Source organism: Leptolyngbya sp. BC1307, from assembly GCF_002286735.1.
In the GTDB taxonomy this organism is placed as follows: Bacteria; Cyanobacteriota; Cyanobacteriia; order Phormidesmidales; family Phormidesmidaceae; genus Phormidesmis.
This window is the reverse complement of sequence record NZ_NRTA01000007.1, coordinates 130,945-144,132: the sequence shown is the minus strand read 5'-3', so window position 1 is coordinate 144,132 and position 13,188 is coordinate 130,945. Positions and strand designations below refer to the sequence as shown.

The window sequence follows — 13,188 nt, the reverse complement described above, 5'->3', positions numbered from 1 at the left end:
CCAGCCGATAAAGACAAATCGGTCGCGCTTTAGCCAGTCGTCGAGAACGTCAAACCGTCCCCGCCCGGCGGGCGCTTGTCCCATTGCTATAGTCATTAAGTAGTCTCCAAATTGGATTATCTATATAGGACGGGGTAGAAATTGGCTCACTTATCAGCGGTTAACACTGACTCGTTAATATTAATACAAGTATTTACCAATCTTTACTCCACTTCTCATTATTATAGAGGCATTTTCTCAGAAAAATCTTCCCGCTAGCGGATAAGAATGATCCCTCGAAGGGGGGAAACCATTCTCTCAGAGGATTCTGGCTACTCTAGTTGAGATAAACGAACCTGAGCTGAACGCGCCTTTCTCATATTTGTCACTGATTTAACAGCCGATTGTTACCAATTGTAAAGCGCTAGAGCTTAAGATTAGCGGCCCTTATTCTTAAAATGTTTGCGATACTAGAGGGCGAACTTGACTTAGCAACGCTGGTCTTAGCTAATTGACACCTATGTATATTGTAGAATTTGCGCTGAAGCACACGCCCCTGCCGTTGACCGTGCAAAAAAAGGGGAAAGAAGCCGCAGAAGCGACTTACAAGCAGGCTTTAGACGCGATCGCATCAGGTAATCCGGTCACGTTAGAAATCACTTGTGACGAGGTGGCTGATAAAAAGGTGGCGATCGCCGTCAGTGAGCTAGCTGCCGTTCAGATGTACGACAAATCGGGCAAAGGCGCGTCTGCTGGTCGCCAGCCCGGCTTCTTTGCGTTAGCAGGTGAGTAAGGCTTTTGCCAAAAGATCCGTCAGGCGCTGCCGATAATATAGATGGCCCATTAGATAGCCAGTTAGATGGCCATTTTCCTGAGTCGTCTGCAGAAAGGGCGATCGCCATCCGAAACGTCAGCTTTCACTGGCCGTCGGGGGCGGCGGTCCTGCGCAACTGCTCGCTAACGGTGGGGCAAGGCGAGTTTTGTATGCTGCTGGGCAATAACGGCAGCGGTAAATCTACGCTGCTGCGGCTGTTAGCCGGTCTGCTGGCTCGCCAAACCGGGACGATGGCTACCTACGGCCCGGTTGGATTTGTGTTTCAAAACCCCGATCATCAGCTAGTGATGCCCACCGTTGGCGCAGACGTTGCCTTTGGCCTGGTTAAAGAACGGCTGGCCCTGCCTCAAATTCGGCAGCGGGTAGAGGAGGCGCTATCGGCTGTTAATCTACTGCACTTGCAGCGAAGGCCGATTTACGCGCTCAGTGGGGGGCAGAAGCAGAGGGTAGCGATCGCCGGAGCCATTGCCCAACACTGCCAAATTTTGCTCTTAGATGAACCGACTGCCCTGCTCGATCCGGACAGTCAAATTGACCTGGTTAAACAAGTGCAGGCGCTGGTCAAAAGCCGAGGATTAACGGCCCTATGGGTGACGCATCGCTTAGCTGAATTGGACTATTGTGATCGCGCTTTCCTGCTAGAAAATGGCAACGTCAGCGACCAGGGCGACCCGCAGCGCCTTAAGCACAAGCTGCAAAATAGTTGATGCCAACCCAGTCGTACCCTCTGTGAGTAACAGTGTGAGTAACAGCCAGGAGTAACAGCCAGTTGGGCCTCTGGATTGGAAAAATCAGACGCCCGGAGAAAAATCGCTTACCATTGAGGAAATTTCAGAAAAATTCATACTTGGCCTAATCATGGCAGGCACTCCTCAGGCAATCTTACTGGTCGATGGCTACAACATCATAGGCGCATGGGCGGATTTAGCGGCTCTCAAGCAGACAAAGGGCTTCGAGGCTGCCCGTGACTCGCTGATTGCAGCGCTGGCCAACTACAGCACCTACGAAGGCTATGAAACCTGGGCTGTGTTCGATGCCTACGGACAGCGATCGCCCGCCTCCCAAGAAGCGATTACGCCTTATCTGTCGGTACACTACACCGGCTACGGCCAGACTGCCGACAGCTATATCGAGAGAGCCTGCGCTAAGTTTCGCAACGACGCCCGCAAATTTACCCAGCGGCTAATTGTGGCGACCTCTGACAGCGTTCATCGGCAAACCGCCATCGGCTATGGGGCTGAAGGTATTTCAGCGCAGCAGCTCGAATATGAAGTCACTCAGACCGGTCAGCGGGTCAGGCGGCGACAGCAGACCAACAAACGGCGATCGCGCGGATTATTGACCAATCTGGACCCAGCTGTGCAGGCGCGGCTCGCAAGAATGAGAATGGGCCTGATGGACTAGGGGTTTTTGCCAGGTTTTACGGGAGGGGAGCGATCGCCTGTCGCAAAGTGCCAAGTGACCCATGCCAGATATGAAAATTGCCTTGCCAAATTAACACTGCTTTATGTACTATGAAATACGCATTCCTCAGTAGCTCAGTGGTAGAGCGGTCGACTGTTAATCGATTGGTCGTAGGTTCGAATCCTACCTGGGGAGTTTAATTCAAGTATTTAGCCGCACTGCTGCAGCCTTCAGGCATCGAGTCGCTGAGATTGTGCTTGCTTGCTTGCTTGATCTTCATGACGCTGCTTAATCTTTGTAACGCAATGTTAAGATCGCAATTGTCACCCGTGATTCTCCTGCGCTTACAAGGGGTCATGCGCCCACACAGATAAATGCAGGCGCATGTATTTGTCAGATACGCCCTATGGAAGTGGCAAGCATGTGTACTTGTTACTTCTGATAGAGGTGGTAGTCTTAATTCTATAGCAATACCTTTTTTAACATGCCTCGTATACTCGTCATTGATGATGATCCAGCTATCGTCGAACTGATTTCAATTAACCTTGAGATGGCGGGCTACGACATTAACCAGGCAGGTGACGGGATTAGAGGTCAGGCCCTAGCCGTGCAGATTGTGCCCGATTTGATCATGCTGGATCTGATGCTGCCGAAGGTAGACGGGTTTACGGTCTGTCAGCGACTCCGCCGTGATGACCGGACAGCAGATATTCCAGTGCTCATGCTGACGGCCCTGGGCGAACTCCAAAACAAAGTTGACGGCTTTAATGCTGGCGCAGATGACTATCTAACTAAGCCCTTTGAGCTAGAAGAAATGCTGGCTCGGGTGCGGGCTCTCCTGCGCCGCACTGACCGCATTCCTCAGGCGGCTAAGCACAGCGAGATCTTAAGCTACGGCTCGCTGACGCTGGTACCCGAAAGATTTGAAGCCATCTGGCTAGACAAAACCGTCAAGCTCACTCATCTAGAGTTTGAACTGTTGCACTGCCTGCTACAGCGCCATGGCCAAACAGTCTCACCCAGCGAAATTCTCAAAGAAGTCTGGGGCTACGACCCTAACGATGACATCGAAACTATTCGAGTTCATATCCGGCATCTGCGCACTAAGCTAGAGCCCGATCCCAGGCACCCACGGTATATTAAGACAGTCTACGGCGCAGGCTACTGTCTGGAGCTACCGAGCGCAACTGACCTCCGCTCTGAATTGGCTAGCTGATGCGCTTTCAAGCTGTCTTTTATGGCTGTCAGCTGCGTTAGAGTACTTTCAGATGTAGCGCAGGTTTGAGTAGTTCAGATGTTTGGCACCTATCAGCACAGCGACCTCAGGATAGAGATAGAAGCTAGCGCCGACAAAATCAGTGAAAGTCTCACAGAGCCCGAAAGACTCAAACAGTGGCTGTGGCCCCAGCAGGTCAAATTTTCTAGTGGGAATGGTGAAGTTAACAACTGGTCTGCTAGCAGCACTTCGGTAGGTAAGCTGTCAGTTGGCCAAGAGTTTGAGAGTGCGCTGGGTTTAGCAAAAATCGGGCACCGGGTAGAACAGATTTCGCCTTATGGCGTGCGCTTTTTGCTGAGTGGCAGCATTGATGGCTTTCACGAATGGCAGTGGGGAGACGGCTGGGTGCAGTCTCGCTTAGAAGGAATCTCTTTGCTCCCGCTCAATTTGGGGCAGACGCTCAGCTTACTCCGGCTCAAACAGTATTTGCAACAGTCATAAAGGCTTATGCCCACTTCTCACTGCGGTCTGTGAATAATGGTCTCAGTGACGCGCCGCTTGGTCTGGCGGTCGATGCTGATCAGCCGGACGTAGTGGTCTGGAAACTGTCTGAGGCAGTCTTTTAGGCTATTAGCTGCCGCTGCTTCGTCTGAGCTGTCAAAGGTGTCGTGCGATCGCCATGAGTTCACTCGGAAACGTCGTTTATCAACATGTTCTATTCCTAAGCGATGGCCTTGGGCCAAAATAGCGCTAAGCTGCCGCTGAATGTCTGGGGGAAGCGGATCATCAGCAGCACCGTTAGACTGCGCCTGAGCAGGTGATTTAAGGGGCGGGGTTGAGGGCGAGGGCTTAACATTTTTTTCAGCGGCTCTGGGACTTAAGCTGTACGGTTGTAGCGGGTTGTTTTCGGGCGGTGTGAGCAGCGCTGACTCTCCGTAGCGGCGGGCTTGACTAGGGCGGCCAGGCGTTAGTGCCTGATTGTATTCGCTGACTAATCCCATGGTCCGAACATACTCTTGTTCTTGGACGAGCGTTTTACCTACCGCTATCAGGTGCTCAAGCTGAAAGTTAGGTTTGGCAAAGGAGGGAACTTTTAGCGTATTGACGACGCTGCGAGCAATATTTTCGATGCCGACTGACTGGATAAACTGGGTGATTTGTTCGTCGTAGATTTGCGATCGCACCGCCCCGAAAAAATCAATCGCCTGATCCTTAAAGTGATTCACCAGCTTTTCTACATCGCTGGCAGGCAGGCCGTCTTCAGCAAACATGCCGCCGACAATGCCCAGGCGATCTTCATGGCTCGGCTCCCAATAAAACTTCTGCATTCGCCCATCGCGAATCAGCGGCGCATAGAGCGTGGCAAAGTCATTACCAGTAGCAATAATTGGAATGCGCGGCAGCTCTTTTTCGTCATAGCTGCCCGGCAACTGCACATCAGTCGGGTTGTCCGCAATATTCATCAGCGTGTTGTTCACCAGCTGAGTATTCACGGTGTACTGCGTCATCCGATCAAAACGGCCTGCACCCGCATCCAGGTCATTGATCATCAGCACCGCCATACAGCCGCGCACCCGCACCAATTCAGCCGCCTCCCGATAGCGCAGCCGAACCAGCCTGGCCGGGTCGCCTGCATCTGGGCTTTCGAGTTCGCCCCCAGAAATATGCACCACTTCGACCCCCATTTGCTGAAACACCAGCTCGCACTGAAAGGTCTTGCCTTCCCCCTTGCGCCCATGTATTCCTAAAATCAGCGGAATCTTAACCCGAGGCAGATCCAGGTAATTTTTGGTGATGTGGACAGCCAGCTTATTCAAAAAAAGCGGCGCAATGTAATAGGTCATATGCAGACTGCTAACACTGTATAAATGGCTTTCCCTATCTTAAATTTAGTTTGGTATCAAAGAATACCGTTTTTCATCAAAAAGTATAGACCGACGCATCAGTAAAACAGATGGTTTCGCTGGTCTGTCTCAGGCAAAAGGGCTCTACGCAAACCAATCCTGCCAGGCAGGCCAATCTAGTACCAGTTGAGCGATCGCTTCATAGCCAGCCGCCGCAGGATGAGACCCGTCTCCCGAAGCCACTTCGTTCATCCAAACCTGATTTTGTCTGAGCGGTCGGTAAGTTTCTAAATAGGGAATCGCCAGATGATCGCAGAGCGCAGCATAAGCCATCGAAGTGACTACTGTACGGTCATTAATAGTTTCATCTGCAATGGGCGGCGGGCCAATCAAGAGCGTCGGGTACAGCGCTTTAGCCTGGGTCAAAATCCGGCGAGCGCAATCAATTGACCGCTTTGCATCTACCCGCAAGCGACCGTCTTCAATACAGTTGTCATTGACACCAAACGAGAAGACCAAACGAGGGGCGCAGTTCGGACAGAACCGTAGGGCAGCTTCAGCTTGCCAGCGCGCTTCTATTTGTTCGCTAGTATTGCCTCGAATGCCCAGATTGTAATAAGTCAGATTAGGGTGAGCGATCGCCGCACAGACTCTACCACTCCAACCCAAATAGGCCGGGTCGCCTGTCCCATTCACAAAAGAGTCACCAAAAAAGCATATACGAGTGTCTGTCATGATGAAGGTGGAGGCGCTACTTGCTAGCGGTTCTCACGGACTGAGTGCGTTCTTCAATCTCCGTCAGCGCCTGCATCACCAGATTTTTTGCCTGTAGCTTCCAGCCGCGTCTTTGGATAATAATGGCCGCCGCCCCACCTAGCCCGGTCGCCACAAAGTCTACCGGCTGCGTAAACGAAATGCCGAACAGTAGCCCTAGCCCGGCAATTCCCCAAAAGGGCAGAGACACTGCCTGCCGCTGCTCCAGCAAAATATTGTCAAAGAAATTCCGAGGCAAATCGGCGTCTAACTCTTGCTTTACCTGCTTTTGCTGAGCAGGCGACACCGACAGCGAAATCTTTTGCCGCAGCTTCTCAATCTTTCGCGCGTCGGTACTGTACTCAGTCAGCTGATCTTCAGCCAGCATCACCAAGCGCCCTGTCTGAGACATACTGATTCCTCACGAAAGGCAAAATTCACGAAAAAGGGGAGACAGAGTGCCTCCCCAATCAGATTTAGTTCAATAACTAAATTCTAGTAGCGGTAGCCGCTGCCACTATTGTTGTTGCTGCCGGGCTTGTGAACGATAAAGCTCACTGCTTGGCACTGCTTGACATTGTCAAAGCCAACGACGCGGATGAAGCAGTTGCCGTACTCAGAGCGGCAGGCTTGGATTTCGTCGAGCACCGCGCGAGTGCTGGTTGCGCCAAACAAAGGCAGCTTCCACATCGTCCAGTAGTAAGTCTCAGGGTTCGAATCTTCGTTAAATTCGACGGCGGGAATGTAGCCCATTTGCAGACAGTAGTTGAGCTGCTTTTCAATTTGGCTGTCGGTCAGGGGGGGCAGGTACGAAAGAGTTTCATACCGGCGCTCTTTTGGCAGAGTTTTCATGAGTTTCTTTTAGTCGAAAGGGAAAGTTGATAGCTGAAATATTTTCAATGAACTGGAATCGCAGGCTGAAGAAGCTTGCTATCAGGCGGCTGCATCCGGTGGTTCGGCATCGGTCGCATCAGACCCAGAAAGGTCGGATTCGGGCGGGAGCGACTCAGATTCTGACTCGCTTTTTACCCTATCGACACTGGCTGTTAACTCTTCTGAGGTCATCTGAGTCATGCGCTCTAGCTGCTTTTTGCGATGCCCGATGTTGGCCTGCTGGATATTGCTCGTCACCATTTCAGGGAGAAATTCGGCAATCTCTTCGGCAATATGTTGCCTGACGGTCATAATCCGCAGGGCCAAATCGGGCTGCACTTGCAGCAGACTGGCGATGTAAGCTTCGCCGTCTTGGAGCTTTTCACGACTAGAAAACTCATTGAGCCAATAGAACCGGGGTAGATTGGTTTCTCTGAGCTGGTTTAGCACGGTGCGAACGGCTTGATAGGTGAGGTAGCTGGTGAGTACCTGAGCCGTATCTTTTGCGATTCGCTTGAGATTCATACTGGAGGCACTCTAGAGAGCGCCGATAAATCTTGTGCTGACTATTGTCTCATCTGGGTGCTTAAGAAACCGCTCTACCTGATACCGCTCTGCCAGATGTAGACCTGCCAGACGCTGATGCGTTAGCGGCAGCTTAGATAGTATCGACGGTGTCGAACTCAAACTTGATCTCTTTCCAGAGTTCACAGGCAGCAGCCAGTTCAGGAGACCACTTGCAGGCTTCGCGAATGATGTCGCCACCTTCGCGGGCCAGGTTACGGCCTTCGTTGCGAGCTTGCACGCAGGCTTCGAGAGCCACCCGGTTAGCGGTTGCGCCCGGTGCGTTACCCCAAGGGTGACCCAGGGTGCCGCCGCCGAACTGCAGCACGGAGTCATCACCAAAGATTTCTACCAGTGCAGGCATATGCCATACGTGGATACCACCGGAGGCAACGGCCATCACACCAGGCATCGAAGCCCAGTCTTGGGTGAAGTAGATACCGCGAGACTTGTCTTGCTCGATGTAGTTTTCGCGCAGCAGGTCAACAAAGCCTAAAGTAGCGCCGCGATCGCCTTCCAATTTACCCACAACCGTACCGGTGTGAATGTGGTCACCGCCGGACATCCGCAGACACTTAGCCAGCACGCGGAAGTGCATACCGTGGTTCTTCTGACGGTCAATCACAGCGTGCATAGCGCGGTGAATGTGCAAGAGCACGCCGTTGTCGCGGCACCAGTGAGACAGGGTGGTGTTAGCCGTAAAGCCGGCCGTTAAGAAGTCGTGCATGATGATGGGCATGTCGAGTTCTTTGGCGTACTCGGCCCGCTTGATCATCTCTTCGCAGGTGGAAGCGGTGACGTTGAGGTAGTGACCTTTAATCTCACCGGTTTCGGCCTGTGATTTGCCAATGGCGTCAGCGACAAACAAGAAGCGATCGCGCCAGCGCTGGAAGGGCTGAGAGTTGATGTTCTCGTCGTCTTTAGTGAAGTCAAGACCGCCGCGCAGACACTCATAGACTGCCCGGCCATAGTTCTTAGCAGATAGGCCCAGCTTAGGCTTGATGGTGCAGCCCAGCAGCGGACGACCGTACTTGTTGATGCGATCGCGCTCAACTTGAATACCGTGAGGCGGTCCTTGGAACGTCTTCAGATAGGCCACCGGAATCCGCAGGTCTTCTAAGCGCAGGGCGCGTAGGGCTTTAAAGCCAAAAACGTTACCCACAATAGAGGTGAGCAGGTTAGTGACCGAGCCTTCCTCAAACAAGTCGAGCGGATAGGCCACATAAGCGATGTACTGATTGTCTTCGCCAGGGACGGGCTCAATGTCGTAGCAGCGGCCTCTGTAGCGATCCATATCGGTCAGCAGGTCGGTCCACACGGTCGTCCAGGTACCGGTAGAAGACTCTGCTGCTACTGCAGCTGCGCACTCTTCGGGAGGAACGCCAGGCTGAGGCGTCATCCGGAACGCAGCCAAAATATCTGTATCTCTGGGCGTGTAGTCCGGCGCGTAGTAAGTCAGCCGGTAATCCTGTACACCAGCGCTATAACCAGCGCCAGACTTTGACTGAGTCTGTGAGTAGGACATATTTCCCTATTTTCCTGTCTATTATTCTTGTAAGGCGAACTAGATATTGACTGAACTCCATGTGTCTCATTGAAAAGAGACCGACACCCAACGCCCAAGAAACCCGCCGCCAGCCCGGTTAGGCATTAGCGAACGGCTCAGACGATCTCTGCTTTTGGAAGTTCGAAGCGTTATCAAACAGTCTCTGCCCCAGCTCAAAGGATCCTCTGAGGAAACTGCCCGAGAAACTGTGAAATGACCGCGCCGATAAAGGTTTGGGTGCTTTCAGATAAACCTGCCAGATAAACCTATGCTCTACAGAATACTATCAGCCGTTCAATAAGTTTCCTTTTAGAAGTTCTGTATAGTCTCATAACTAAATATTATGAATATTGATGTAGAAGGATTTCAGAAGATTTCGGCAGTATAAACCAGCGGCATCACTTGTAACATTTCGTAAAGGAAGACGCGGGGCGATCGCAGCCACACTCAAAGTTGACCAGCAAGTTAACCAGCGAAGATTCACGGGTACTTTTGGGCAAGCTATCCCATCAGCTAAGGTCTTACCCCCAGGTATTTTTGTGAGCATTGCTAGAAAAGTGAGTCAAATCGCCGCCGCTGCTTTTCTGTGGAGCGGGGTAGCGATCGCCGCTAGCGCCCAAATGTCAGAGACTGAACCAGCGCCGGTAGTCAATGAATCTCCTCGCCCGCTGTCAGTAGAGCGACGCGCTAACCCAATCGCCCCAGATTATCGCGTGGGCGCACTGCAGGCCGACTATACCGGTAGCCTATGGGTGGGCTCCCATCAAGGGCTAGCCCGAATCAACCCTGAGACCGGTCGAATCCAGGCTCAAGTAGCTGTGCCTAACCGATTCATTGACGCCATGGCTCAAGACAACGTGGGCCGCATCTGGCTGGGCACGCCCGAAGGACTGGTGCGCGTAGAACCTCGAATTAATGAAATCACCGCGCAAAACTTTCGGCTACCTTCTAATCGAGTGTTGTCTACGCTGGTGGATGGACGCGGTTTTTTGTGGGTGGGGACCGACCGAGGGCTAGCCATGATCAGTCCAGACGAAGGGCTGCTAATGACGACCCTGCAAGCGCTGCCGGGGGTGAGTGCCAATGCCCTGACGCTAGCGCCTGATGGCAATCTTTGGGTCGGGACGTTAGAGGGCTTGGTTCGCGTGAATACGGCCTCAGCTTATCTGATGAATCAAGTGACAGATTTACCAGGGCGATCGGTTCAGACGATGGCCGTTGACCCGCATGGCAATCTCTGGGTGGGGACACCGACTGGCCTGTTGGTAGTAGATAGCCGGACGGGGCAGCTACTGCGCTCGGTAACGTCGCTACGGGGGAGAGATGTGGGTGCGATCGCCTTTGATGCCAACCGCAATCTCTGGGTGGGCACCCGCAATGGCCTGCTCAAGCTCAATCCCTACAATGGCGCAGTGGTAAGCCGCGTGCCTAACCTACCTTCGGAGCATATCCTATCTATTTCACCCGATACCGGCAATAAAATTTGGGTAGGCACCACTGAAGGGCTGGCCTGGATCAGTACTACGACCGGACGCGGCACCCCGCATGGCTCAATTGTCAGCGCCGTTGGAGCGCAGTAATCACGACTTAAAGAGCACCGGCTGGTTTTTAGACATCTGGTTTTGATGGGCGGCTTCTCGCTAGAGTAGTCCGGTAGTGTAGCGGATGTAACCAGGAGCCAGTCATGATCGTCAATGTGCATAAGTTTGCGCGGTGGAAGCAGGAAGGGCAAGCGATTGCCATGCTCACCGCCTGGGACTATATCTCCGCGCAAATGGTAGACGCTGCCGGGGTCGATATGGTGCTGGTCGGCGATTCAATGGCGATGACGGTGATGGGACATGAGACCACGCTGCCCCTCACGCTGGACGAAATTATCTACCACGCGAAGATGGTGCGCCGGGGCATTAAAAACACGCTGGTGATTGTCGATCTGCCTTTTTTGACCTACCAGGTGAGCCGAGCAGCGGCGATGCTAGCGGCGGGCCGCGTGCTCAGAGAAACAGGCGCTCAGGCTGTAAAGATGGAAGGTGGCTACCCGGCCATGGCCGAAACGATTGCCGCCGTGGTGCAGGCGGGTGTGCCGGTGATGGGCCACGTTGGGCTGACGCCTCAGTCGGTGTATCAGGTGGGTAATTTTCGTAAGCAGGGTAAATCGGCTGAGGCCGGAGAGCGGATTTTGAACGAGGCGATCGCCCTCGAAAAAGCAGGCGTATTCGCCATTGTCCTGGAGCATATTCCCAGCGACCTCGCCCAAAAAATCAGCCGGGCGCTGACCGTTCCCACCATTGGTATTGGCGCAGGCCCGCACTGCGATGGCCAGGTCTTTATCACTTCAGATTTACTGGGACTGTCCGAATGGCAGCCACCGTTTGCCACGCCCTATGTCAACTTGCGATCGCAGGGCATTGAGGCAGCTAAGCAATTTTGCGAAGATGTGCGTTCACATCAGTTCGGGCAGTCCCCATAGGTAAAACCATTGTTTTTACAAAGCCAAATAGCTAGCTGGCGTCGGCTGGATTCGTCTGCTAGCTACAAATCGAAAGCATCAATACATATACATCAGCGGTATGCATCGCCCAGAGGGGGATTAGACTAACCGCCATAGATTTTTGCAGGTAAGCTAGGCACAGTAGGGCCGGTCGAGAACTGTGCCCTTAACGACACCTTCTACAAATTCCAGACCTGACCAACCGACCCTCAGAACCTATGATTGCCACCAGCACCCGAGTCCCTGATAAAGCGCCAGCCGCATCTAAGGACGACTATAAAGTTGCCGATATCACCCTGGCCGATTGGGGCCGCAAAGAAATTGCCATTGCTGAAGGCGAAATGCCCGCGCTAATGACCATTCGCGCCAAGTATCGTGACAGCAAGCCGCTGGCCGATGCCAAGATCATTGGCTGCATTCACATGACCATTCAGACAGCGGTTTTGATTGAAACCCTGTGTGAGCTAGGGGCGCAAGTGCGCTGGTCTTCTTGCAATATTTTCTCGACTCAAGATCATGCGGCAGCCGCGATCGCCGCTTCTGGCGTCCCCGTCTTTGCCTGGAAAGGCGAGACCGAAGAAGAATACATGTGGTGCCTTGAGCAAACCTGCCGCACCCCCGATGGCAACCTGTGGGATGCCAACATGATTTTAGATGATGGCGGCGACCTCACGGGCTACATCCATGAGACCTACCCGCAGATGCTCAAAGGCATTCACGGCGTCACTGAAGAGACGACTACGGGCGTGCATCGTCTGTACGAAATGCTCGAAAAAGGCACTCTGAAAGTGCCCGCTATCAACGTTAACGACGCCGTTACCAAAACTAAAAACGACAACAAATACGGTTGCCGCCACAGCTTAAACGATGCGATCAAGCGCGGCACTGACCATTTGCTTGCCGGTAAAAAGGCGCTGGTCATTGGCTATGGCGATGTGGGTAAAGGCTCTGTCGCCTCACTGCGTCAGGAAGGCATGATCGTTAAAGTGGCTGAAGTCGATCCGATTTGCGCCATGCAAGCCTGTATGGACGGCTTTGAGCTGGTTTCTCCGTATATTGACGGGAAGAATGACGGCACCGCCAACAGTTTGAACCAGGCGCTGCTGGGCAATCTAGATCTGGTGGTGACCGCTACCGGCAACTACAACGTCTGTGACGCCAACATTTTGGCCAATCTCAAGCGCGGCGCAGTCGTCTGCAATATTGGTCACTTCGACAACGAAATTGACACCGCCTTCATGCGCAAAGAATGGCGTTGGGCAGAGGTCAAGCCTCAAGTGCACCAGGTCTATCGCAGTGACGATCCGCAAGACTTTTTGATCTTGCTGTCTGAAGGTCGCTTGGTGAACTTGGGCAACGCTACTGGCCACCCTTCTCGGATTATGGACGGCTCTTTTGCAAACCAGGTGCTGGCACAGATGCTGCTATATGAGCGCAAATTTGCGGCTCTCTCCGCAGACAAGCAAGCTGAGGCTTTGACCGTAGAAGTGCTGCCTAAGAAGCTAGATGAAGAAGTCGCTCGCTATATGGTGCAGGGCTTTGGCGGTGTCATTACTCAGCTCAGCCAGAAGCAGGCCGACTATATTCATGTGCCGGTAGAAGGCCCCTTCAAGACCGATAGCTACAAGTACTAAGACCGCACTGAAACAAAACCTGGAGCGCTGAGGGAGCGATCAAACTTCC

14 protein-coding genes and 1 tRNA gene are annotated in these 13,188 nt (G+C 52.9%); 9 read left to right on the top strand and 6 right to left on the bottom strand.

The window, feature by feature from the left end; translation table 11 throughout:
- Positions 1-499: 499 nt before the first annotated feature.
- The 6 genes from CKL79_RS06645 to CKL79_RS06620 all read left to right on the top strand — a co-directional run bounded on the left by CKL79_RS06645 (position 500) and on the right by CKL79_RS06620 (position 3,935).
- Positions 500-772 (top strand): hypothetical protein, encoded by a 273-nt coding sequence (locus CKL79_RS06645; RefSeq protein WP_121968796.1) that lies wholly within the window; start codon positions 500-502, stop codon positions 770-772.
- 101 nt (positions 773-873) lie between these two features.
- Positions 874-1,521 (top strand): ABC transporter ATP-binding protein, encoded by a 648-nt coding sequence (locus CKL79_RS06640; protein WP_240518718.1) that lies wholly within the window; start codon positions 874-876, stop codon positions 1,519-1,521.
- Between the two features lie 151 nt (positions 1,522-1,672).
- The gene (locus CKL79_RS06635; protein ID WP_240518717.1) at positions 1,673-2,218 is read left to right on the top strand and encodes an NYN domain-containing protein; all 546 of its coding nucleotides are present in this window, start codon (positions 1,673-1,675) and stop codon (positions 2,216-2,218) included.
- Between the two features lie 123 nt (positions 2,219-2,341).
- Positions 2,342-2,413, top strand: a tRNA-Asn gene (locus tag CKL79_RS06630).
- A gap of 289 nt (positions 2,414-2,702) precedes the next feature.
- Positions 2,703-3,434 (top strand): response regulator transcription factor, encoded by a 732-nt coding sequence (locus CKL79_RS06625; protein WP_121968794.1) that lies wholly within the window; start codon positions 2,703-2,705, stop codon positions 3,432-3,434.
- Positions 3,435-3,512: 78 nt separating this feature from the next.
- Positions 3,513-3,935: a hypothetical protein gene (locus CKL79_RS06620; RefSeq protein WP_121968793.1), complete on the top strand. Its 423-nt coding sequence runs from the start codon at positions 3,513-3,515 to the stop codon at positions 3,933-3,935.
- A 17-nt stretch (positions 3,936-3,952) separates the two neighbouring features.
- Here CKL79_RS06620 and CKL79_RS06615 read toward each other — a convergent pair whose 3' ends face one another.
- The 6 genes from CKL79_RS06615 to CKL79_RS06590 form a co-directional block, all read right to left on the bottom strand.
- Positions 3,953-5,278, bottom strand: coding sequence for a ribulose bisphosphate carboxylase small subunit (locus CKL79_RS06615; RefSeq protein WP_121968792.1), 1,326 nt, complete (start codon positions 5,276-5,278; stop codon positions 3,953-3,955).
- A 144-nt stretch (positions 5,279-5,422) separates the two neighbouring features.
- Positions 5,423-6,013, bottom strand: coding sequence for a GDSL-type esterase/lipase family protein (locus CKL79_RS06610; protein WP_121968791.1), 591 nt, complete (start codon positions 6,011-6,013; stop codon positions 5,423-5,425).
- Positions 6,014-6,029: 16 nt separating this feature from the next.
- Positions 6,030-6,443 carry a hypothetical protein gene (locus tag CKL79_RS06605; protein ID WP_121968790.1) on the bottom strand — a complete coding sequence of 138 codons (414 nt, stop codon included), beginning with the start codon at positions 6,441-6,443 and terminating at the stop codon, positions 6,030-6,032.
- Positions 6,444-6,526: 83 nt separating this feature from the next.
- Positions 6,527-6,883 (bottom strand): ribulose bisphosphate carboxylase small subunit, encoded by a 357-nt coding sequence (locus tag CKL79_RS06600; protein ID WP_121968789.1) that lies wholly within the window; start codon positions 6,881-6,883, stop codon positions 6,527-6,529.
- 81 nt (positions 6,884-6,964) lie between these two features.
- Positions 6,965-7,429 (bottom strand): chaperonin family protein RbcX, encoded by a 465-nt coding sequence (locus CKL79_RS06595; protein WP_121968788.1) that lies wholly within the window; start codon positions 7,427-7,429, stop codon positions 6,965-6,967.
- A gap of 133 nt (positions 7,430-7,562) precedes the next feature.
- Positions 7,563-8,993 carry a form I ribulose bisphosphate carboxylase large subunit gene (locus tag CKL79_RS06590; protein WP_121968787.1) on the bottom strand — a complete coding sequence of 477 codons (1,431 nt, stop codon included), beginning with the start codon at positions 8,991-8,993 and terminating at the stop codon, positions 7,563-7,565.
- 566 nt (positions 8,994-9,559) lie between these two features.
- Between CKL79_RS06590 and CKL79_RS06585 the strand changes: the two genes are divergently transcribed.
- From CKL79_RS06585 to ahcY, 3 genes are all read left to right on the top strand, one after another.
- Complete coding sequence (locus CKL79_RS06585; protein ID WP_346427052.1) at positions 9,560-10,594, top strand: two-component regulator propeller domain-containing protein; 1,035 nt, start codon at positions 9,560-9,562, stop codon at positions 10,592-10,594.
- 104 nt (positions 10,595-10,698) lie between these two features.
- The gene (panB, locus tag CKL79_RS06580) at positions 10,699-11,484 is read left to right on the top strand and encodes a 3-methyl-2-oxobutanoate hydroxymethyltransferase (RefSeq protein ID WP_121968786.1); all 786 of its coding nucleotides are present in this window, start codon (positions 10,699-10,701) and stop codon (positions 11,482-11,484) included.
- A 239-nt stretch (positions 11,485-11,723) separates the two neighbouring features.
- The gene (ahcY, locus tag CKL79_RS06575) at positions 11,724-13,139 is read left to right on the top strand and encodes an adenosylhomocysteinase (RefSeq protein WP_121968785.1); all 1,416 of its coding nucleotides are present in this window, start codon (positions 11,724-11,726) and stop codon (positions 13,137-13,139) included.
- The last annotated feature ends 49 nt before the right edge of the window (positions 13,140-13,188 follow it).